Source organism: Janibacter sp. HTCC2649, from assembly GCF_000152705.1.
Lineage (GTDB): Bacteria > Actinomycetota > Actinomycetes > Actinomycetales > Dermatophilaceae > Knoellia.
The window spans coordinates 2,119,110-2,140,618 of sequence record NZ_CH672413.1 but is presented as its reverse complement, the minus strand read 5'-3'; the positions used below and the strand labels follow the sequence as shown (position 1 = coordinate 2,140,618).

23 protein-coding genes are annotated in these 21,509 nt (G+C 68.9%); 11 read left to right on the top strand and 12 right to left on the bottom strand.

From position 1 onward, the window contains the following. Positions 1 to 17: 17 nt before the first annotated feature. The 5 genes from JNB_RS10240 to JNB_RS10220 all read right to left on the bottom strand — a co-directional run bounded on the left by JNB_RS10240 (position 18) and on the right by JNB_RS10220 (position 3,758). Positions 18 to 1,163, bottom strand: coding sequence for a mannosyltransferase family protein (locus JNB_RS10240; protein ID WP_009776383.1), 1,146 nt, complete (start codon positions 1,161 to 1,163; stop codon positions 18 to 20). After that, positions 1,160 to 2,023 carry a CHAD domain-containing protein gene (locus JNB_RS10235; protein WP_158306135.1) on the bottom strand — a complete coding sequence of 288 codons (864 nt, stop codon included), beginning with the start codon at positions 2,021 to 2,023 and terminating at the stop codon, positions 1,160 to 1,162. The genes JNB_RS10240 and JNB_RS10235 overlap by 4 nt, the downstream gene beginning before the upstream one ends. A 2-nt stretch (positions 2,024 to 2,025) precedes the next feature. After that, positions 2,026 to 2,607, bottom strand: a complete 582-nt coding sequence (locus tag JNB_RS10230) for a LytR C-terminal domain-containing protein (protein WP_009776381.1) — start codon at positions 2,605 to 2,607, stop codon at positions 2,026 to 2,028. 9 nt (positions 2,608 to 2,616) lie between these two features. Beyond that, entirely contained in the window at positions 2,617 to 2,910 is a 294-nt protein-coding gene (locus JNB_RS10225; RefSeq protein ID WP_009776380.1) for a type II toxin-antitoxin system VapB family antitoxin, read from the bottom strand. 119 nt (positions 2,911 to 3,029) lie between these two features. Next, positions 3,030 to 3,758, bottom strand: coding sequence for a FadR/GntR family transcriptional regulator (locus tag JNB_RS10220; RefSeq protein WP_009776379.1), 729 nt, complete (start codon positions 3,756 to 3,758; stop codon positions 3,030 to 3,032). A 490-nt stretch (positions 3,759 to 4,248) separates the two neighbouring features. Here JNB_RS10220 and JNB_RS10215 point away from each other — a divergent pair, with 490 nt between their 5' ends. Beyond that, a complete protein-coding gene (locus JNB_RS10215; protein ID WP_009776378.1) occupies positions 4,249 to 4,569 on the top strand; it encodes an ABC transporter substrate-binding protein in 321 nt (106 codons plus the stop codon). A gap of 12 nt (positions 4,570 to 4,581) precedes the next feature. Continuing rightward, positions 4,582 to 5,637, top strand: coding sequence for an SIS domain-containing protein (locus JNB_RS10210; RefSeq protein ID WP_040883688.1), 1,056 nt, complete (start codon positions 4,582 to 4,584; stop codon positions 5,635 to 5,637). Positions 5,638 to 5,666: 29 nt separating this feature from the next. On the opposite strand, the gene JNB_RS10205 is transcribed toward JNB_RS10210, so the two are convergent. After that, positions 5,667 to 6,896 carry an ROK family transcriptional regulator gene (locus JNB_RS10205; RefSeq protein ID WP_009776376.1) on the bottom strand — a complete coding sequence of 410 codons (1,230 nt, stop codon included), beginning with the start codon at positions 6,894 to 6,896 and terminating at the stop codon, positions 5,667 to 5,669. A gap of 147 nt (positions 6,897 to 7,043) precedes the next feature. Between JNB_RS10205 and JNB_RS10200 the strand changes: the two genes are divergently transcribed. The 9 genes from JNB_RS10200 (at position 7,044) to JNB_RS10160 (ending at position 17,801) form a co-directional block, all read left to right on the top strand. Continuing rightward, positions 7,044 to 8,525: a sugar ABC transporter ATP-binding protein gene (locus JNB_RS10200; protein ID WP_009776375.1), complete on the top strand. Its 1,482-nt coding sequence runs from the start codon at positions 7,044 to 7,046 to the stop codon at positions 8,523 to 8,525. Then, complete coding sequence (locus tag JNB_RS10195) at positions 8,522 to 9,577, top strand: ABC transporter permease (RefSeq protein ID WP_009776374.1); 1,056 nt, start codon at positions 8,522 to 8,524, stop codon at positions 9,575 to 9,577. The genes JNB_RS10200 and JNB_RS10195 overlap by 4 nt, the downstream gene beginning before the upstream one ends. A gap of 71 nt (positions 9,578 to 9,648) precedes the next feature. Further along, entirely contained in the window at positions 9,649 to 10,701 is a 1,053-nt protein-coding gene (locus JNB_RS10190; RefSeq protein ID WP_009776373.1) for a substrate-binding domain-containing protein, read from the top strand. 20 nt (positions 10,702 to 10,721) lie between these two features. After that, positions 10,722 to 11,921, top strand: coding sequence for a Gfo/Idh/MocA family protein (locus JNB_RS10185; protein WP_050766602.1), 1,200 nt, complete (start codon positions 10,722 to 10,724; stop codon positions 11,919 to 11,921). Between the two features lie 102 nt (positions 11,922 to 12,023). Continuing rightward, entirely contained in the window at positions 12,024 to 13,145 is a 1,122-nt protein-coding gene (locus JNB_RS10180; protein ID WP_009776371.1) for a sugar phosphate isomerase/epimerase, read from the top strand. A 144-nt stretch (positions 13,146 to 13,289) separates the two neighbouring features. Continuing rightward, positions 13,290 to 14,306, top strand: a complete 1,017-nt coding sequence (locus JNB_RS10175) for a sugar phosphate isomerase/epimerase (RefSeq protein WP_040884590.1) — start codon at positions 13,290 to 13,292, stop codon at positions 14,304 to 14,306. Next, positions 14,306 to 15,475 carry a xylose isomerase gene (gene xylA / locus JNB_RS10170; protein WP_009776369.1) on the top strand — a complete coding sequence of 390 codons (1,170 nt, stop codon included), beginning with the start codon at positions 14,306 to 14,308 and terminating at the stop codon, positions 15,473 to 15,475. Before JNB_RS10175 ends, xylA begins: the two co-directional genes overlap by 1 nt. A 105-nt stretch (positions 15,476 to 15,580) precedes the next feature. Next, a complete protein-coding gene (locus tag JNB_RS10165; protein ID WP_009776368.1) occupies positions 15,581 to 16,045 on the top strand; it encodes a DUF2231 domain-containing protein in 465 nt (154 codons plus the stop codon). Positions 16,046 to 16,118: 73 nt separating this feature from the next. After that, the gene (locus JNB_RS10160; RefSeq protein ID WP_009776367.1) at positions 16,119 to 17,801 is read left to right on the top strand and encodes a helicase HerA-like domain-containing protein; all 1,683 of its coding nucleotides are present in this window, start codon (positions 16,119 to 16,121) and stop codon (positions 17,799 to 17,801) included. Positions 17,802 to 17,891: 90 nt separating this feature from the next. On the opposite strand, the gene JNB_RS10155 is transcribed toward JNB_RS10160, so the two are convergent. Genes JNB_RS10155 through JNB_RS10130 form a run of 6 tightly spaced genes read right to left on the bottom strand, consistent with a single transcriptional unit; the run spans position 17,892 to position 21,480 of the window. Beyond that, positions 17,892 to 18,287, bottom strand: a complete 396-nt coding sequence (locus JNB_RS10155; RefSeq protein WP_009776366.1) for a hypothetical protein — start codon at positions 18,285 to 18,287, stop codon at positions 17,892 to 17,894. A gap of 40 nt (positions 18,288 to 18,327) precedes the next feature. Then, on the bottom strand, positions 18,328 to 18,792 hold the full coding sequence (locus tag JNB_RS10150; RefSeq protein WP_009776365.1) for a VTT domain-containing protein: 465 nt from the start codon (positions 18,790 to 18,792) through the stop codon (positions 18,328 to 18,330). Further along, the gene (locus JNB_RS10145; protein WP_009776364.1) at positions 18,782 to 19,408 is read right to left on the bottom strand and encodes a CDP-alcohol phosphatidyltransferase family protein; all 627 of its coding nucleotides are present in this window, start codon (positions 19,406 to 19,408) and stop codon (positions 18,782 to 18,784) included. Before JNB_RS10145 ends, JNB_RS10150 begins: the two co-directional genes overlap by 11 nt. 55 nt (positions 19,409 to 19,463) lie before the next feature. Continuing rightward, positions 19,464 to 19,919: a DUF4870 domain-containing protein gene (locus tag JNB_RS21515; RefSeq protein WP_009776363.1), complete on the bottom strand. Its 456-nt coding sequence runs from the start codon at positions 19,917 to 19,919 to the stop codon at positions 19,464 to 19,466. 18 nt (positions 19,920 to 19,937) lie between these two features. Next, the gene (locus tag JNB_RS10135) at positions 19,938 to 20,861 is read right to left on the bottom strand and encodes an AEC family transporter (protein ID WP_009776362.1); all 924 of its coding nucleotides are present in this window, start codon (positions 20,859 to 20,861) and stop codon (positions 19,938 to 19,940) included. Between the two features lie 46 nt (positions 20,862 to 20,907). Next, positions 20,908 to 21,480 (bottom strand): CGNR zinc finger domain-containing protein, encoded by a 573-nt coding sequence (locus JNB_RS10130; protein WP_009776361.1) that lies wholly within the window; start codon positions 21,478 to 21,480, stop codon positions 20,908 to 20,910. Positions 21,481 to 21,509 lie beyond the last annotated feature (29 nt).

Sequence of the window (21,509 nt, the reverse complement as noted above, 5' to 3'; positions counted from 1 at the left end):
GGCTGCGCGAGTCCGTGTCAGGCCACCCAGTGTCGCGTCGCGACGGCCCACGTGGCACCCAGAAGTAGGGCGGCCGACAGTCCCAGCCCCACGGCATACACGCGCCGGTATGCCGGGTGGTCCCGCATCGTGGCGATGGCCAGGTAGGCGGGGAACCAGGTCAAGGCGTAGCGGGGCGTGGAGACCCAAAGGTTGGAGCAGAGGACGACGCCGACCGTGAGGGTGAGGTACGTGAGTTCTGGCCAACGGCGCTGTCTCGCAAGGAGAATGCACAGGGCGACACCGAGCAGGACTGCCGCGATGTCGGCGGCTCGGCTGGCCGCGAGCCACGCGTCGGGGCTGTCGAGCAGCGACCGCCAAGCCGTGGACAGGCCCTCCCACGGCCACGCGGTGGCACGGTCCCAGCCTTCGTGCTCGGCCTCACGCCAGGCATCCCAGGAGCCGGTGCGACCGTGGAGGTGGGTCATGAAGGCTGCGACACTCACGGCGGGCAGGCCGAGAGCGAGGACGTCGAGGCGCGGTCGGGGGCGGCCGTCGTGATGCCACTGGACGGCATACATGACGGCCAGGGCCGCGGCGAGGAAGAGACCGTTGACGCGCACGCCCGTGGCGAAGGCGGCGAGGATCCCGGCAAACCACCAGTGGCGGCGCGTGGCGAGCAGCCAGGCGCCCAGGGCCAGCGCGAGGAACAGCGCCTCGGTGTAGACGGCGACGAAGAAGAAGCCGGTCGGTGCGAGGGCCAGCAGGGTGACCGCCCGTCGGGCCGCGACCTTGCCTCCTCGCGCGTCTTCGGCGACGAGCATCCACAGGAGAGCGGCGGCGACGGCTCCCGCCACGAGGCTGATGAGCAGGCCTGCGGCAGTGATGTTTCCGCCCGTCAGGGGAGCGACGGCGGCCATGAGCAGTGGATAACCGGGGAAGTAGGCCTGGTCGCAGCAGTCCAGCCCCGGAGGCAGATAGCCCAGTGTGGCGATGCGGATGAAGTGGTAGCTGTCCCACACCGAGAAGCGGTCGAGCCACCAGATTCCCGTGGCCCACTGGTGATGGACGGCGCCCTGGCCGGTGGCGCCCGCGACGACAAGGACCGTGAGGGCGAGGAGGATCCGCGACGCGAAGAAGGCTGCGCCGGCTCGGACCGCGCCGCTCGAGCGGAGGGTCCTCACCGCAGCGGGGGTCGCCAGAAGGGGCCGCGGGCAACGATGTCGGCGTGCGCGGCGACGGCGCGGGCGACCAGGGGTGCGGTCTCGATGTGCGGCGGCGTGGCGCCGACCAGGTCAAGGATGTGGCGGGTCGTCTGGATGTCGCGCAGGTCGCCCAACGCGTCCTGAAGAGCAGCCACGGAGTGGGTGAAGTCCTCGGCAGCGGAACCGGCGGCCGAGTCGGAACCGGGCGTGACGGCATACAGGGTGGAAAAGAACTGTGCGCCGTAGCGCAGCTTCTTGGCCTCGATGCGCACCCGGTGGCGCTCCGGGGCGTGCGATCGCTCGATGAGGGCGCCGCGCCGCGAGACGCGACGGAACCGCCGGTCCAGGGCTTCGCCCGCAGCGTCGGCGATGGGCGGGTCGACCGGAACGTCGTCGTGGATCTTGCGGAGGAACCGGTCGAGGTGGGCGGTGAGGTCGTGCCAGCGATCCGAACCCACGACCGCGAGCGCCTCGTCGTAGGCACCCTCGCGCAGCTCGAGCAGCTTGCGTCGGGAACTGCCGGTGAGTCGATCGCCGTGATCGCGCACGGCGACGTCGAGGTCGCGGGCGTGGCCGAGCGGTGCGGCGAGGTCGCGGGTCTCGATGCTCACCCAGGCGATCTTCTCGCCGTCGCCGAGGGGCCGACGAAGCAGGGACAGGGCCGCGCGCAGGCGGCGGATCCCCACCCGCATGTCGTGCAGGGCCACCGGGTCGCGGGTGTCGAGCAGGGGATGCACCTGGTCGAGGACCTGGCGCCCACAGGAGCGCACGATGACGTCGAGCGCCTGAGTGGTCGACAGGTCGCGGGTGAGCACGATCGCCGCCGGAGGAGCCGGCACGATCAGCGCGCAGACGAGGAGGCCGACGGGGAGGCTGACGGGGTGGAGGTGGGAACGGTGCTCGGGGAGGCGCACATCGGCTTGCCCGTCGGGGAGGGCGCGGGTGCGAGGGTGGTGAAGCTGGTGCCCAGGACGAGGTCGATCGTGACGCTCTTGCGCTTGTCGGCGACCTGGGTCGTGCCCTTGCCGCCCAGCGGGACGAGGAGCTGCGCGCGCGACTTGCCGGACGGCCCGAAGCGGACCTCAGTGGCAGCGACCTTGCGCTTCAGCGGGTCGTTGGACACGTCGCCGATGGTGAAACCGCGGCGCTTGAGCTCGGTGGCGGTGCGGGCCGCGAGGCCCTTCTTGGTGGTGGCGTTGTAGACGTTGACCGTGGTGTTCGCGGGGGTCGCGACCTTGGGGTTGAAGGGCGTGCACGCGGAACTGGTGCTGCGCGGTGCCGCCTCGCCAGTGGAGCTGCGGTAGTAGGAGTAGGCGTACCAGAACGCGAAGAACAGCATGAGGATGACGACGAGGATGGTCGCTGTCGTGCGGCGCTGCTGATGACGGTGCCTCAGCTCGGAGGTGAGTTCGCGTTGCGGCATGTGGGGCCCTTACTCAATGACCAGGACGCGCGCGTGGAGCGTGGGTCGCTGGTGCAGCGCAGCGCGGAGCGCGCGATGCAGTCCGTCCTCGAGATAGAGCGTCCCCTCGAACTCGACGACGTGGGCGAACAGGTCGCCGTAGAAGGTCGAGTCCTCCGACAGAAGCATCCCCAGGTCGAGCGTGCGCTTGGTCGTCACGAGGTCGTCGAGACGGACGAGGCGCGGGGGCACGTTCGACCATTGACGCGTGCTGTACCCGTGTTCGGGGTACGGACGCGTGTCGCCGACGGCCTTGAAGATCACGCCGCCACTGTATGGGGCCGCGTCACCGGAAGCGCGTCGCCTCTCGGGTCGTGAGCGCACTGTGACCTGCCGACGACGAGCAGGTATGCCGTCCGCTCGCCTGTGCGTCGCATCTCAAGTCAGGGTTTGCGCACGCTCTGGATGAGCTCGCGAATGGGGGCGTAGTGGGCGGCGACTGCTTCCTGGAGGGCCTCGATGTCGCGGGCCTCGGCAGCATCGACGATGGCCATGTGCAGGCTTGCGGTGAGGCTCAGCGCGGAGCGGTGGTCCTGCCCGAGAGTGGGAGTCACGATCGACTGGACCTCCCAGAACGCTCCGGTGAGCTGCTGGATGAGGTCGTTGCCGAGGGGCTCCATGAGGAGCAGGTGGAACTCGCGGTCGAGCTCGAGGTACTCCTCGCCTCGGGCGGCCGCCTCGGCCATGCCGGTGGCGAGTGCGCGGAGTCGGATGAGCTGGTCCGCATCGAGGCCGGCCACCACGCGGGGCGCCAGACCCTGCTCGATGGTCTGGCGGATTTCGACGACCTGTCCGAGGACGAGGTGGTCGTCCTCGCTGCTGAGCAGGCCACGGAAGGCCAGGCTTTCGACAAGGGCGGCGAGGGACATGCGCCCGACGTAGGTGCCGTGGCCGTGGCGGACCTCGACGATGTCGAGAGCGCTCAGCGTCTTGACGGCCTCGCGCACGCTTGAGCGGCTCGCCCCGACGGCGTCACAGAGTTCGGTCTCCGTGGGCAAGGGGTCGCCGGGCTTGAGCTGATGGGTCAGGATGTAGTCCTTGATCCCGTTCGCGACCTCTTGACGTCGGTGTCCGGACCGGGTGGTGCGTGCGGACCCTGCAAGTGTTGTCATGCCCAAACCCTCTTCTCATGGATCATGTGCCGCCAGCGTAGTCGCTGTCAGATATCAGACGTCATACATTTAGCTGAACTGGTGTCGTGTCGTGTGTGTCGAGTGCGCAGGTCGAGTGACGAGCCGTCGGGCCGGGGGATCCGGCCCGACGGCGTCCCTCAGGACTTGGAGTCGGTGAGCCAGCTCAGGGGAAGCCGGCTGAAGTACAGACGCTGGTCCTGAAGTTCCCACTGGATGGTGGGGTTTCCGCGTCCAGACGTTCGGCGCAGCGGACAGCCGACATCTGACGTATGACGTACGTTATTCCCCCGATCACCTCCGCACAAGGGGGAAATTTGCCTGGGTGGATTTCGCCGAATCCCTTGCTTTGCGCCGACGGGCTGGGGCACAGTCTCGGCAACGGCATAAGACGTCAGATGTCAGACGAGCCTGTGCCACACCGACCCAGAGGACATGGACGTCCTCAAAACGCCCCGGAGGTCCCCCCGCAATGAGCACCAAGTCCCCCGCCCCGGCGACCGGCCTCGGCCAGGTCAACGTCAACCGTCGTAACTTTCTGCGGGTCACCGGCGGTCTGTCACTCGGCGCAGCCCTGACCGCTTCGGTGAGTGCCTGCAGCGGCCCCGCCTCCAGCAGCAACGCCGGACAGGGCGACGCCAAGACGCTCGACCACATCGACGTCGCCATCGGTTACAACAACAACAGCAGCTGGGACCCGCACAACACGGGCTCGGCGTTCGCGATGGCCGCCCACAACCACGTGTACGAGTCCCTCTGGGATGCGGCCCCCCGCACCCGCGAGCCGTACTGACAAGGAGACATGATGACTTTCGAACAGCCCACTGCCGCAGCGGTTCCCGGTGCACTGATGGCAGCCGAGATCGCGGAGCAGCCGGCCGTGTTCGACCGGATTCTCGCCGAGGGCCTCGGTGACGTGGGTGTCGTCGCAGCCCGGATCCGGGAGACCGCGCCGCGGTTCGTCCTCATCGCGGCACGCGGCACGAGCGACCACGCGGCGCTGTACTTCAAGTACCTCGTCGAGATCGTCCTCGGACTTCCGTGTGGGCTCGCGTCACCGTCGACGACGACGGCCTACGGCGCCGAACCCGACCTGCGCGACGTCCTCTGGGTCGCGGTGAGCCAGTCCGGCGGATCTCCCGACCTTCTGGAATCCACTCGGGCCGCGGGTCGTGCGGGAGCCCTCACCCTCGCGGTGACCAACAACCCCGACTCGCCCCTGGCTGCGGCGGCGGAGCTGCACCTCGACGTGCGTGCCGGCCACGAGAAGGCTGTGGCTGCGACGAAGACCTACACGGCAACGCTGCTCACCCTGTGGCTGCTCGTCGATGCCTGGAGCGACCGACGCCAGGTCGATGGCCCGGGCCTGGTGGCGGCAGCCGAAGCGGCGGTGTCGCTCGATGGTGTCGCCCAGGTGGCCGGCCACTATCGCTTCGTCGAGAAGCTCGTGCTCACAGGACGCGGCTACGCCTATCCGACGGCGCGCGAGGCAGCGCTCAAGCTCATGGAGACGTCGTACCTCGCGGCGCACGCCTTCTCGGGCGCGGACCTGCTCCACGGCCCGCTGGCCATGGTCGACTCGGAGCGCCCGGTGCTGGCCCTCGTGCCGCACGGCGTGGCGGGTCGCGCGATGGGTCCGGTGCTCGAGCGACTGCGTGACCGCGGCGCCGACCTCACCGTCGTCGGTGACGCCGAGTCGGCTGGTCAGGAGCCCGCGATCATCCTGCCGCGCGTGGCCGAGGAGGTCAGCCCGCTCATCGAGATCATCCCGATGCAGCGTCTCGCTCACGCCATGGCGCTCGCCCGGCACGAGAATCCGGACGCACCCCGCGGCCTCAGCAAGGTCACCCGCACCACCTGAAAGCCCCGACGTATTGCGCAATAAGTCGATCAGGAGGCCCAGGAGGCGAGGTGGCGCTCGACCTCATCGGCGGACAGCACGTGCTGGATGACCATCGTCGCCGCGCCGATGACGCCCGCGTGGTCGCCGGTGCGGGCCGCGACGATCTGGAGCTCGCCGGTCGCGAGGGGGAGTGAGCGTCCGTAGACGACCTCGCGGATGCCCGCGAGCAAGCCGTCGTTGGACTGGGCCAGCAGCCCTCCGATGGCGATCACCGACGGGTTGAGCAGGCTGACGATCGAGGCGAGGACGGCGCCGATCTCGCGGCCTGCCTGACGGAGCGCGGCGACGGCCTCGGGGCTGCCGGAGCGGGACAGCTCGAGCAGTGCGCGGCTGTCCTTGACCTCGATGCCCTGCTCGGCGAGCCGCGCGACGATGGCCGGACCGCTGGCCACGGCCTCGAGGCATCCTTCGTTGCCGCAGCGGCAGATGATGCCCTCGCCGTGGGGGGCCGCGACGTGGCCGAGGTCCCCGGCCGAACCCTGCGCCCCGCGGTGGAGCTGGCCGCTGCTGATGATGCCGGCGCCAATGCCGGTGGCGACCTTGACGAAGACGAGGTGCTCAACGTGGGGATAGCTCGTCGCGTGCTCGCCCAGAGCCATGATGTTGACGTCGTTGTCGACGAGAACGGGTCCACCGAGCTTGGCCGAGACGTGCGCCGGAACGTCGTAGCCGTCCCAGCCCGGCATGATCGGCGGCGAGGCCGGTCGACCCGTCGAGTGCTCCACCGGTCCGGGCAGGCCCAGCCCGACGCCGACGAGCCGGCGCTTCGTGTGGCCGGCCGAGCGCAGCAGGCTCTTGCCGATCTCGACGACGGCGTCGAGGACGACCTCAGGTCCCTGGCGGATGTCGAGCGCCTCGGAGGTCTCCGCGACGACTCGGCCGCCGAGGTCCGTGAGGGCGACGGTCACGTGTGTCGCGCCGAGGTCGGCGCCGAGGACGAAGCCGGCTTCGGGGTTGAAGGCGAGCCGCGTGGGTGGCCGTCCGCCAGTGGATCGTGACTCACCCGCAGGCGTGAGCAGGCCTGCGGCGAGCAGCGATTCGACGCGTGCGCCGACGGTGGACCGGGCAAGACCGGTGATCTCGATGAGCTCCGCGCGAGTGCGGGGTTGGCCGTCTCGCATGAGCTGCAGGAGGGCTCCTGCGCCGGGGGCTCCGGTGCCGGGTGCGGGCGACGCCCCGGTGCTGCCGGGTGCCTTGATGCTGGTGGGTCCACTCACGTTCGTAGTGAAGCACAACGCACGACTTCCGGCACGCCGAGAAACGGAAGAATGTCACGGCATACAAACTTTTGCTTGACGCGCCGACAAAAGGGCAATAGCGTCCACGCCATGATCAGAGGCAATGACGCCTCACCTCTTCTGGTGATGGCAGGGATCGTCAAGCGATTCCCAGGTGTGACCGCGCTCGGAGGTGTCGACCTCGACGTGCGGCCGGGAGAGGTGCACTGCCTCCTTGGCCAGAACGGTGCCGGCAAGTCGACGCTCATCAAGGTGCTCGCCGGTGTCCACCAGCCCGACGAGGGCGCGATCACCTGGAACGGCGAGGACGTGACCCTCGCGCACCCGCAGGCCGCGATGGACCGCGGCATCGCGACCATCTATCAGGAGCTCGATCTCGTCGAGGGACTCACGGTCTCCGAGAACATCTTCCTGGGCCAGGAGCGCTCGCGCTTCGGCTTCTCCCAGCGGTCGGTGGCGCGGGCCGAGACGGCAGCACTGCTCGCCCGACTGGGTCACCCCGAGATCTCGCCGTCCACCGAGGTGGGTCAGCTGTCCGCAGCCGGGCAGCAGATCGTGAGCATGGCCCGTGCGCTGTCGCGCGACGCCCGACTCATCGTCATGGACGAGCCCTCCGCCGTGCTCGACGGCGGAGAGGTGGAGCGTCTGTTCGACGTGATCCGCGACCTCACTGCCCAGGGCGTGGCCGTCGTCTACATCTCCCACCGCCTCGAGGAGATCCGGGTCATCGGCGACCGGGTCACCGTCCTCAAGGACGGGCGCACCGTCGCCACGGGCCTCTCGGCCAAGGAGACGCCGACCTCCGAGGTCATCAAGCTCATGACCGGACGTTCGATCGAGTACGTCTTCCCGGCCAAGGACGTCGTGCCCGAGGGCGAGCCGCTCCTCGAGGTCGCCGGCCTGACCCGCCGCGGCGAGTTCACCGACGTCAGCTTCACCGTTTCGCCCGGTGAGGTCCTCGGCCTTGCCGGACTCGTCGGCGCCGGGCGGTCCGAGATCGTCGAGACCGTCTTCGGTGCCCGTCGGGCAGATGCCGGGACCATCGCGGTGGGCGGCAAGCACCTGAGGTCCGGGTCGGTCAGTGCGGCAGTCGACGCCGGCATCGGTCTGTGCCCCGAGGAGCGCAAGAGCCAGGCCCTCGTGCTCGGCAACAGTGTCGCCTCGAACATCACCATGGCCACCCTCACGCGGTTCGCGAAGGCAGGCTGGCTCGACCAGGGCGGCGAGCGGCGAGCGGCCCAGGAGCTCGCGACCGACCTTGACCTCCGTCCGACCGGCGTCACGCGCGAAGTGCGCACCCTGTCCGGCGGCAACCAGCAGAAGGTCGTGCTCGCGCGGTGGCTGCTGCGCGGCTGTCGCGTCCTGCTCTTGGACGAACCCACGCGCGGCGTCGACATCGGCGCCCGCTCCGAGATCTATGCCCTCGTCCGGCGCCTTGCCGACGACGGCGTCGCCGTGGTCGTGGTCTCGAGCGAGATCGAGGAAGTCCTCGGTCTCGCCGACCGAGTCCTCGTCGTCGGTGACGGACAGGTGCTCCACGAGGGGCCCTCCACTGACCTCGACGAACACCGCGTGCTCGACATCATCATGAGAGGAGACGCCGCATGAGCGTCGACACACCCCGAACTGCTCCCGACCCCGACAGCACCCAGGAGATGGCCAGTCCGGCCGCGCCCGCGGCGTCGGCCAGTGCGCTGAGTCGCTTCGTGGGGAGCTCGGCCACCCGCAACCTCGGCCTGGTCATCGCCTTCGCGGTGCTCTTCATCGTGGGGGTCGCGACGGGCGGCGACCGGTTCGCCAGCTTCGACAACATCCTCACGATCCTGCGGTTCGCCTCGGTCATCGGAGTGGTCAGCATCGGGATGACCTTCGTCATCTCCGGTGGCGGCATCGATCTCTCCGTCGGCGCCATCGTCGCGCTCTCGTCGGTGTGGGCGACGACTCTCGCCACCCAGACCATGGCCGAGAACACCCACTGGATTGTCATGGTCGGCACCGCCCTGCTCGTGGGCGCCGCGTGTGGGCTCGTCAACGGTCTGCTCATCGCCTACGGCAAGGTGGCCGCCTTCATCGCGACGTTGGCGATGCTCGCAGGTGCCCGAGGACTGGCCGAGATCATCGCCCAGCGCAAGACCCAGATCATCCGTGACCGAGGGTTCATCGACTTCTTCGGCGGCAGCGTCCTCGGCATCCCGGTGCTCGTCATCATCTTCGCGGCCGTCGCCGTTGCTGGCTGGATCCTGCTGAACCGCACCACCTTCGGGCGACGCACCCTGGCGATCGGAGGCAACCCGGAGGCAGCGCGACTGGCGGGGATCAAGGTCCAGCGCCAAACGGCATACCTGTATGTGTTGCTCGGTCTCGCCTGCGGACTGGCGGCCGTCATGTTGATGGCCAGGACGACGACCGGCACCTCGACGCACGGGCAGCTGCTCGAGCTCGACTCCATCGCCGCCGTGGTCATCGGCGGCACCCTCCTCAGCGGCGGACGCGGAACGATCGTCGGCACCGTCCTCGGCGTCCTCATCTTCGCGACGCTCACCAACGTCTTCACGCTCAACAACCTCGACACCTCCACCCAGGCCGTGGCCAAGGGCGTGATCATCGTCGCCGCCGTCCTGCTGCAGCAGCGCCTGGCCTCTCGTCGAGCCAGTCCCTAGGCACCTCACCCATCACCTCGGCACGTCCATCCACCCTCTCCCATCCCTTCGGCACGACCCAGGAGCACTTCATGAACCGTTCCCGCCTCACCCTCACCCGGCCCGTCCGGACCGCAGCAGCGCTCGGCGTCGTCGCCCTCGTCGCCGCGGGATGTACGAGCAACACTCCCGAGACCTCGAACGACTCGGCCAGCAACGCGGCCCCGGCCGGTGACAACGCCAAGCCCGGCGAGAAGGTCACCATCGGCTTCTCCGGACCCGCCTCCGACCACGGCTGGCTCGCGGCCATCAACTCCTCCGCCCAGGCCGAGGCCAAGAAGTACAGCGACGTCGAGTTCCGCTTCGCCGAGGGCACCAACGACGCGAGCCTGCAGATCTCGCAGATCGAGACCTTCATCAACGACAAGGTCGACGCGATCGTCCTGCTCCCGACCGACGGTGCGGCACTCACCGAGGTTGCGACGAAGGCGACGCAGGCCGGCATCATCGTCGTCAACGTCGACCGTGAGTTCTCCAGCCCGTTCGCGGCACGCACCACCGTCCTCGGCGACAACTACGGCATGGGCGTGAGCGCTGGCACCCGTGCGTGCACGGTCATCGCCGACAAGAAGCTCACCAACCCCGTCATCGCGGAGATCGCGGGCATCGATGCCCTACCCCTGACACAGGACCGCAGCAAGGGCTTCGCCGACGCCCTGAAGACGTGCAACCAGACCGTCGACAACCGCGTGGCCGCCGAGTTCACCGTCGCGTCCGGCGAGAGCGTTGCGTCCAACCTGCTGCAGGCCGCGCCCAAGATCGACATCATCTGGAACCACGACGACGACCAGGGTGTCGGCGTCATGGCCGCCTTCGACAACGCCAACCGCAAGGAGTTCGCCTTCATCGGCGGCGCCGGATCCGCGAACGCCATGCGCTGGATCAAGGAGGGCAAGATGGACTCGACCGTCATCTACCCGCCGACCCAGGCGGCCGACGGTGTCCGACTCGCCCGCCTGCTCGCGCAGAACAAGGGCATGACCGACCTCGTCCAGGTCGAGGTGCCGCGCCGCATCGTCCTCAACGCACCGGTCGTCACCAAGGACAACGTCGACAAGTACCTGCCTCTCGGCTTCGAGTCCTGAGCCGGCGCGGGGATCGACAGATGACCAGGACACCTGACCCGACGCAGCCTCAACGGCTCGGCGTGGCCCTCATCGGCTACGCATTCATGGGCAAGGCGCACTCCCAGGGCTGGCGCAACGCCCGCAGCTTCTTCGACCCTTCGGTCGTGCCGGAACTGCGCGTTGTATGCGGCCGCGATGCCGAGGCGGCTGGCGACCTCGCCCGCCGCTTCGGCTGGGAGTCGGTCGAGACCGACTGGCGCGCAGCCATTGCGCGCGACGACGTCGACATCGTCGACATCTGCACCCCCGGTGACACCCACGCCGAGATCGCGTTGGCGGCCCTCGCTGCCGGCAAGCACGTCCTCTGCGAGAAGCCCCTGGCCAACTCTGTCGACGAGGCCGCCACGATGGCCGAGGCCGCGGAACAGGCTCGGGAGAACGGCATACGCAGCATGGTCGGGTTCACGTACCGGCGGGTGCCGGCCATCGCGCTCGCGCGCCAGCTCGTCGCCGACGGTCGGATCGGGGAGGTGCGCCACGTGCGCGCTCAGTATCTCCAGGACTGGCTCGTCGATCCGGAGTCGCCGCTCACGTGGCGGCTCCAGAAGGAACGCGCCGGGTCGGGTGCGCTCGGTGACATCGGCGCGCACATCATCGACCTGACCCAGTTCGTCACCGGCGACCTCGTGGCCGGGGTCAGCGCGCTCACCGAGACCTTCGTCAAGGAGCGCCCGTTGCCGGCGAGCTCAAGCGGTCTGTCGGCCACGGTCGGCTCGGGCACCGGGCCCGTGACCGTCGACGACGCCACCGTGTTCATCGGCCGGTTCGCGCGCGGGGCGGTGGCCTCGTTCGAGGCCACCCGCTTCGCCACGGGCCGCAAGAACTCGATTCGGTTGGAGTTCAACGGAACTCGCGGCACCATCGCCTTCGACTTCGAGGACATGAACGTCCTCGAGATGTACGAAGCCGACGCCGACCAGCCCGGCTTCCGCCGCATCATCGTCACCGAACCCGACCACCCCTACGTGGCCGCGTGGTGGCCACCGGGCCACGGGCTCGGCTACGAGCACGGCTTCACCCACCAGGCCGCGGACTTCCTCTCGGCGATCGCCGAGGACCGCGACCCCACACCCTCGTTCGCCGACGGACTCGCCATCCAGTGTGTCCTCGAAGCCGTCGAGAGCAGCGCCGCCAACGGCGCCACCTGGACCCCCATCGAGCCGGTCCCTGTCAGCTGATTCCTGTCAGCCAGCCCGGCCCGCGCCCACCACCATCCCTGGAAGGAGAGACGTCAGTTCGTCCCGCTTCACCCCCCGTCATTGCAGTGACCAAGGAGCAGCATGAACACCGAGCACAACCCCAACCCCCTCGCCCTCGCCAAGGGCCTCGGTCTCAACCGACGTCAGTTCTTCGCGGCCACCACCGGGATGGCCGCAGCCGCAGCCGTCTCCAGCGTGCCGCTGGCCGCCGCGGCCAGCGCCGCGCCCGGACCGAATGGTGTCCTCATCCCGGCCGCCAAGCGCGGCATCATCCTCTACACCGTTCGCGACGCCATCTCGCGTGACCCGGCGACGTCGCCCTTCGCCTCCGGCTTCAAGGCCGTCATCGAGGAGCTCGGCCGCATCGGCTACAGCCAGCTGGAGTTCGCGGGATTCAACCAGAACGCCAACGCACCTGGCGGCAACGTCAACACCGTGGCCGGCGCCCAGTTGCTGCGAACGTGGCTGGACGACAACGGAATTGAGGCAGAGGGCAACCACGGCAGCATCCCCTCGACCATCACCGAAGCGTCACTGGCACAGTTCGACAACGCCTGCGAGGTGGCCAACATTCTCGGCATGGGCCACATCGGCACGGGCAGTGACCCGACCAACAGCGCCTACGTCGCGGACTGGGCTGCGGCCGCCGAGCGATGGGACATCCTCGGTGAGCGGGCCAGGGGTCACGGGCTCAAGCTCTACACGCACAACCACGACATCGCCTACAGCTTCCTGCTCGACAGCGGACCGCTCGATGACCAGGGTCGGCCGACGAGGTCGTCCGGCATCCGCCGCCTCGAGTACTTCCTCGCCAACACGGATCCCAAGAATGTCTTCCTCGAGATGGACATCTACTGGGCCCACGTCGCTCAGTACAAGCACACGGCATACACAGCTGCGGACGGAAGCACGGTGGCCTCGATCTTCGATCCGGCCGGCGTGGTCGCCGCGCAGACGAAGCGCTTCCCGCTGTTCCACACCAAGGACGGCAAGAAGGACGCCACCCAGGCCAACGGCTACGTCATGGCGCCGTTCGGACAGGGCGACATCGACTACTCGACGTTCCTGCGCCGCGTCGGTGCCAAGGGCTCGCACAACGCGATGTGGGAGCAGGACACCGCGCCCGGGGGCACTGCCAACCCGGGACAGTCGCTCGACCTTGCCCAGGTCAGCTACACCAACATGGCCGCACTTCGCGGCTAGAGCTCGTCACCGGTGCCGGTGCGGTCCACTGTTGCAGCAGCGGACCGCACCGGATGCCGGCTTCCGACCCGACTTTCGACAATCGAGACGTGACCCGGATTCTACGTTCGTGGAACCCGACAAAGATGGAGCATGGAGGACATCGTGGGACGACCGATCACCCTGTTCACGGGACAGTGGGCCGACCTGCCCTTCGAGGAGGTATGCCGTCTGGCCGCCTCCTGGGGGTACGACGGCCTCGAGATCGCCTGCTGGGGCGACCACTTCGAGGTCGATCGGGCTCTGGCCGAGGACGACTACGTCGCCGGGCGTCGCGAGATCCTCGAACGCCATGGACTTGGTGTCTGGGCCATCTCCAATCACCTTGTCGGACAGGCGGTCTGCGACGATCCCATAGACCAGCGGCACCAGGACATCCTGCCGGCCGACATCTGGGGCGACGGTGATCCCGAGGGGGTGCGGCAGCGGGCTGCGGCTCGCATGGCTGACACCGCTCGGGCCGCTGCACTGTTGGGCGTCGATGTCGTCATCGGCTTCACGGGGTCGGCCATCTGGAAGTACGTCGCGATGTTCCCGCCGGTGTCGGCGGAGACGATCGAGGCGGGCTACCAGGACTTTGCGGACCGGTGGAACCCGATCCTCGACGTCTTCGACGAGGTCGGTGTGCGGTTCGCCCACGAGGTGCACCCGAGCGAGATCGCCTATGACCACTGGACGACGGTGCGCACGCTCGAGGCCATCGACCACCGCCCCGCGTTCGGCCTCAACTGGGACCCGTCGCACATGGTCTGGCAGGACCTCGACCCGGCGGCCTTCATCTGGGACTTCCAGGACCGGATCTATCACGTCGACTGCAAGGACGTGCGGATGCGAGTCGGCAACGGCCGCAACGGTCGTCTGTCCTCGCACCTGCCCTGGAACGACCCCCGCCGCGGCTGGGACTTCGTCTCCACCGGACACGGCGACGTGCCGTGGGAGGACTGCTTCCGCACCCTCGGAGCGATCGGCTACGCCGGGCCCATCTCGATCGAGTGGGAGGACGCCGGCATGGACCGCCTCGTGGGAGCAGCCGAAGCCGTCGGATTCGTGCGCCGGCTCGCCTTCGAACCACCCGCAACCGCCTTTGATGCCGCCTTCAGCTCGAGCAAGGACAACGCCTGATGACCACCTCCGCCCACGACTTCACGCCCACCCGTGACGACAAGTTCTCGTTCGGCCTGTGGACCGTCGGCTGGCAGGGCGTCGACGTCTTCGGCGGCGCGGTCCGCCCTCCGCTCGACCCGGCCGAAGCGGTCCACAGACTCTCTGACCTTGGTGCCTGGGGCATCACCTTCCACGACGACGACGTCATCCCCTTCGGGGCGAGCACCCAGGAGCGGCTCGACCACCTCGCGCCGTTCCGCAAGGCCCTCGCCGACACCGGGCTCGTCGTGCCGATGGTGACGACAAACCTGTTCTCCCACCCCGTTTTCCGCGACGGTGGCTTCACCAACAACGACCGCGACGTCCGCCGCTTTGCGATCAGCAAGGTCGCCGACAACATCGACCTCGCCGTCGAGCTCGGTGCCACGACGTTCGTCGCCTGGGGTGGGCGCGAGGGCGCGGAGTCGGGTGCGGCCAAGGACGTCCGGTCAGCCCTCGACCGCTACAAGGAGGCTTTCGACGTCCTCGGCGCCTATGTCCTCGAGCAGGGCTACGACCTCAAGTTCGCTCTCGAACCCAAGCCCAACGAGCCTCGCGGCGACATCCTGCTCCCGACCATCGGCCACGCCCTCGCCTTCATCAACGAGCTCGAGCACCCCGAGCTCGTCGGCCTCAACCCCGAGGTCGGACACGAGGAGATGGCCGGGCTCAACTACGCCCACGGCATCGCCCAGGCGCTGTGGCACGGCAAGCTCTTCCACCTCGACCTCAACGGTCAGCACGGTCCCCGCTTCGACCAGGACCTCCGCTTCGGGGCCGGCAACGCCCGTGGCGCCTTCTGGACCGTCGACACCGTTGAGCAGGGTGGCTACGACGGCCCGCGCCACTTCGACTTCAAACCGCCCCGCACCGAGGACATGGACGGGGTGTGGGCGTCGGCCGCCGGCTGCATGCGCAACTACCTGATCCTGCGCGAGAAGTCGCGCGCCTTCCGTGTCGACCCGGAGGTCCAGGCGGCTCTCAAGGCCTCCCGCCTCGACCAGCTCGCCACCCCCACCCTGTCGCCGGGCGAGGGCCTCGATGCCCTGCGCGCGGAGAGTTTCGACCCGGAGGAGGCAGCCGCCCGCGGCATGGCCTTCGAGCACCTCGACCAGCTCGCTCTCGAGCACCTCTACGGGATCCGGTGACGCGAGGTCTTTCGCCGTCCCGCTCTCCAGATGCCCCGCGCTCCTTCAGTGGTTGCTCAGGTTCCCGCCTCCATACTGAGGTCTCCCGACTGACGGAGGACTCACGTGTTCGATCTCTTCAACGGACTGCCCGTGCACCCTTTGGTGGTTCACGGCGTCGCTGTGCTCGTGCCACTGGCGGTCCTGGCCACGATCGCCATCGCGCTTCGGCCGGCTTGGCGCACCCGCTACGGTCACCTCGTCGTCGCCGTGTCGGCGGCGGGGACCGTTCTCATCCCGATCGCCACCCAGAGTGGTGAGGCGCTGGAGCGACGCGTCGGTGACCCCGGGGAGCACGCCGAGCTCGGCGACCAGCTGCTGTGGTTCGCCCTCCCGATGCTGATCCTCGCCATCGCTCTGGTCCTCCTCGAACGCCGCCGCGCCTCTGGAGCCGACAGCATTCGACCCGCAGTGTTCAAGGCCGTCGCCGCTCTGGCCATCGTGTCTTCGGTGGCCTGCGCGGTGCAGGTCTATCGCGTCGGTGACTCCGGGGCACGTGCCGCCTGGGCCGACCAGGTGACGTCTCCGTGAGCGAGCAAGCCCACGTGCCTTCACGACGGCGTATGCCGTCGACTCGCCGTGCGCTCGCACTAGAGTGCCGAGGGTGACCGAGAACGTGACGCCAGAGCAGTCCTCAGCCGACGCACCCGCGGCTCCCGCCCCCGTCGCGGAGGAGGCTGCTCCCGCTGCGGAGACGGCACCCGCGGCCCCAGCAGAGCAGGCTCCGGCCGCGAAGGAGGTGCCCGCCGAGAGCAGCGCCCACCTCGATGAGATCCGCGCCGGCTACGCCTTCGATGGCCCGGCCCTCGACTTCGGCGCGGCCGTCATCGACGACGTCGCCCACCCGGACACTCCGGTGCGCATCCCCCTCGCCGTCCTCAACCGCCACGGCCTCGTCGCCGGCGCCACCGGTACCGGCAAGACCAAGACGCTCCAGCTGATGGCTGAGCAGCTCAGCGGCCAGGGCGTTCCCGTCTTCCTCGCAGACATCAAGGGCGACCTGTCCGGCATGGCCAGCCCCGGAGCGCCCAGCGACCGGACCACAGCGCGAGCCAAGGATGTCGGACAGGACTGGCAGCCCACGGCATACCCGACCGAGTTCTTGTCTCTCGGTGGTCAGGGCAAGGGCATTGCCATCCGCGCGACCATCACCGACTTCGGACCGACCCTGCTCTCCAAGGTGCTCGGCCTCAACGACACCCAGGAGTCGAGCCTCGGACTCGTCTTCCACTACGCCGACAAGAACGGCCTGCTGCTCCTCGACCTCAAGGACCTGCGCGCCGTCATCAGCCACCTCGTGAGTGACGAGGGCAAGCCGGAGCTCAAGGCGCTCGGTGGCCTCTCGTCCGCGACGGCCGGCGTCATCCTGCGCGAGCTCATCGCCTTCGAGGACCAGGGCGCCGACGCGTTCTTCGGTGAGCCGGCGTTCGAGACCAGCGACCTCATCCGCACGGCCGCCGACGGCAAGGGGCTCGTCACCTGCCTCGAGCTGCCGGGTGTGCAGGATCGGCCGGCGCTCTTCTCGACCTTCCTCATGTGGATGCTCGCGGACCTCTTCCACGACCTGCCCGAGGTCGGCGACATCGACAAGCCCAAGCTCGTCTTCTTCTTCGACGAGGCGCACCTGCTCTTCGCCGACGCGAGCAAGTCCTTCCAGGAAGCCATCGAGCAGACCGTCCGCCTCATCCGCTCCAAGGGTGTGGGCGTGTTCTTCGTGACGCAGTCGCCCAAGGACGTTCCCTCGGGCGTGCTCGGCCAGCTCGGCAACCGGGTGCAGCACGCTCTTCGTGCCTTCACGCCCGACGACGCCAAGGCTCTCAAGGCGGCAGTCGGCACCTACCCGCACAGTGCCTACGACCTCGAGGAGCTGCTCACCTCGCTCGGCACAGGCGAGGCCGTGGTCACGGTCCTGTCCGAGAAGGGCGCACCCACCCCGGTGGCGTGGACCCGCATGCGTGCACCGCTGTCGCTCATGGCACCGTCGTCCGACGCCGTGCTCGATGCCGCGATCGCCGCGTCGCCCATTGCCTCGAAGTACGCCGCGGTCGCGGATCGCGAGTCGGCCTACGAGAAGCTCAATGCCCGCGTCCAGGCACCACCGGCAGCCGAAGCCCCGCAGCAGGCGCCGGCCCCCACCGCAGCCAAGAAGACCGCTGCGCCCAAGGAGGACCCGAGTCTGGTGAGCCAGGTCGTGAAGTCCAGTGCCTTCAGGTCAGCGCTGCGCTCGGCGGGCACGGTTCTCGGCCGCGAGATCACCCGCTCGATCTTCGGCACCCGCAAGCGCTGATCCGCTCGAGACGACCAGTTCCTGGTGAGGCGACCAGCTCCAGCTGGTCGTCTCACCAACAACTGCTCCGCCGAACACGAAGTCTGCTGTTCAGAGGGTGAGCAGGGCCCTCGCGTAGGCACATTCGACGTCCGAATCCGTGAGCGTATGCCGCGTGCCGTCGCCCGCGGCATACGTCACCTGCCAGCCGTCCCCGACTCGGCGGAGCGACTCGAGCCGGTCGCCGAGCAGCGCGCGCAGCTGGTCCTCGCGGGGGAGCCAGAGGGACTGGTCCAGGCTGACCGAGTCGAGCGCCCACTCGGTGGTGCCGTTGAAACCGAGGACGGTCTGGTCCGCGAAGTGCTGTGGCTCGATCGTCAGGTTGCTGATCCAGAAGACCTCGTCGGCGAGGTTTGCGGTGTCGATGACGAACCGGTCACCCGTCGCGGGCTCCCACAGGACTCCCGCGTCGTGGGCCAGGCGGCGGGCGAGTTCGAGGCTGATCATCGCCCCATCATGACCCGACTCGCACGCGGACGTTGCGGTCTCACCACCAGGTGAGGACTGCGGCCGTCCCGGAGATGACGGCCCAGAACCTCAACGCCCGTCCGATCAGCCCGGTGATGAGGAAGACCGACAGCCGCACCCGCAGGGCGCCGGCGACCACGGCGAGCACGGCATACGGAGGAAGGCCGGCGGCAGCCGACACGAGCAGGAGCCCGGCCATGAACCACGGTCGGCCCTCCGTGCGGGCGCGCCATCTCTCCATCGCCGCGCTCGCCCTGGGCTTGCGCATGCGACGCGCGACGAAGGGGAAGCGTTCGAGCTCTCGACCGCCGTAGTACCAGAGCAGCTTGCCCGCCATCTGCCCGATCGTCGCCGCGGCCACGAGGAGCCAGGTGGGTGCCCGGTCCTGGGCCGCGGCCACGACGATGAGTGCCTCGATGTTGATGACCGGCACGATCGCAGAGGCCACGCCGAGACCGGCGGTCGTCAGGCCCTCAAGCCACATGCGTTGTGCCCGGCACGGGTAGTCCGACCCGCATCAACCGGGTCAACGACCAGGACTTCATGGCGAGCAGTGCGACGGCGACGGCCAGCCCCACCCACATCCAGCCGGTCACGAGCAGAAGCACCGCGAAGAGCGCGCTGTTGACGGCCTTCGCGGGCTTGGACCAGTTCCACAGCCAGATCTGGCGGTCCACGACGTAGAAGTAGTTGGGGCTGCGGATCGGCCACGCCAGGAACGCGATCGACAGGAAGCAGTCGACGACCATGAACTCGGCGAGGTAGACGAAGACCGCCGGCGCCAGCTCGGGCTGCAGCCAGGCCAGGCCGAAGTAGAAGGCGCCCGCGTTGAGCCGGTCCGAGAAGATGTCGAGCACGGCACCGATCCGCGTCTCGCACCCTCGACGTCGCGCCCACGCCCCGTCAGCGATGTCGCCGACCCAGTAGATGCCGAGGGCGACGACGAGCAGGGTGAGGCTGCGGTCGTGCACCGCCCAGGCAGCCACCCCCGCCGACGCGATCGTGCGCACGGCCGTGATGACGGTCGCGCCCGTCCACAGGCGTTCATGGCCGATCCCGACATCAGTCGAGTGCTCCCCCAAGAGCGCAGATCCCCACATCGGCTCAGGATAGGTCGCTCACTCCGGCAGGGGAGTGCCGATGAGGATCATGGGTTCAACCCCGTCGCGATCCTCGTCGCCGCGACCGGAGGCTGAGCCCGTCCAGTGGGTAGCGAAACGTCCGCCCGGTCGTCCACGTCCACACGGCCGCGAGCAGGTTGGTCAGGGCCCACAGGCCGACGACGGTCGCGGCGGCCGGTCCCACGAGGTCGGTCCGCCCGGCCAGCAGGGGCCCGAACACGGCCAGGATCAGCACCACGACAGCCTTGAGGGTGAAGCGCCACACCCCACCAGCTGCGTTGGTCACGAGAGGTCGCTTGTCTCCACGCGAGATGAGATGGATGGCGAGCGAGACGATGAACAGCGGGCCGAGGAACACCGGCGCGAGGTGCACGAGGCCGGCGATGACCCGTCCGTCGGTTCGCCACGTTCCCGGACGTCGTGGGACCGGGGCGCCACGCGGATGCTCCCCCTGTCGGAGGGCGTCTTGGTAGAAAGGACCGTTCCCCATCCGGCCAGATTAGGTCGATCAGCCGAGAAGCGCGGCGACGACGAGGATCACCGGCACCGAACCCATCGTCGTGATGAGGATGGTGTCGCGCGCGAGCACCGTTGCCCGTTCGTAGCGCGTCGCGTGGACGAAGATGTTCTGCGCCGTGGGCAGGGCCGAGCAGACGACGATGGCGAGCAGGGCGTGACCGTCGACTCCGAGCGCGAAATGCGCGACGGCATACGCGACAACGGGTTGGACGACGAGCTTGAGCGCCGACGTCGTGGCGAGCTCGCTCACCGATCCGGCGGCGCCGAGGCCGGGGCCGAGCCGCAACGCGATCCCGTAGGCGATGAGCATCGACGGCACCGCGAGGTTGCCGAGGAGCTCGAGGGGGTTGCCGACGAAGTCCGGCAGCGTCCACCCGGTGACCGACAGCAGCACCCCGATGAGCGAGCCGACGGTGAGCGGGTTCTTGAACGGTCGGGTCAGGAGCTGCACGAACGACGGCGACCGGCCCAACGCGTCAGCATCCAACAGCGCCAACGCAATGGGCTGCAGCACGAGCAGCTGCAGCAGCAGCGTCGGCGCGACGTAGGACGCATCACCCAGGACGTAGCTCGCCACCGGGATACCCAGGTTTCCCGCATTCACGTATGCCGCCGAGAGGGCTCCGATGGTCGCGTCACCCAGGCGTCGCCGCCAGACAAACCGGGCGAGCCCGGCATAGATGGAGAGCGGGACGAGCACGGCCACGGCGGTGGCGACGAGGTTGGCCGACAGGACCTGGTGGACGTCGGCCCGACTCAGGGTCACCACCATGAGGGCAGGCGACCCGACGAAGAACGCGACCTGCGACAGGATCCGCTGGGCGGTCAGGTCGAGGATGCGCAGGTGGGCGAGGAGGGCGCCGACGCCGATGACGACGGCGATCGTCGCGAACCCCGTGAAGACTCCCTGCACCCGGTCAGGCTAGAGCCGCACGGCCCGGGGGTGCGTGGCCGTCTCGTCAGCGGCCGGGTGCTCGGACGAGTCGGTGGCGGGTGTTCTTGACGCGGTTCTGGCAGGTGACGGAGCAGAAGCTGCGACTGCCGTTCTTGGAGAGGTCGACATAGACGCGGTCGCATTCGGGTGCGCTGCAGACGCCGAGCCGCCCCGCGCGCTCGCTGCCGATCGCCAGGGCAAGCGCTGCCGCACACCCTGCTGCCCAGCCGTCGCCGAGGCGGTCGGTGGGTCCGTGGAAGTGCAGGTCCCAGACCGAGCCGTGCTGGTCGAGTCGGGGTGCCGGGCGGGACCACGCCAGGAGCTCGTTGGTCGCAGCCGCGGCCCGCTCGAAATCCTCGTCGGCGGCGGCCTCGAAGACGCGCCGGGCGTCGCGCGCGAACCGGGCCAGGACCTTCGCGTCGCGCTCCTCCACGCGCGGCTCCCGCCCCTCGCGCACGAGGACGGTGGCCAGCTCCCGGCGCAACGCTGCCCCGGTCGGGCTCTCCGCAGGGCGACCTCCGGCGTGGCGGCAGGTCTGCGTGTTCACGAGGTTCGTCGCCACCCGGAGCAGGTCCACGACGTGACTGTCAAAACGCATTTGAACAGGTTACGCCCTGGCTCTAGCGT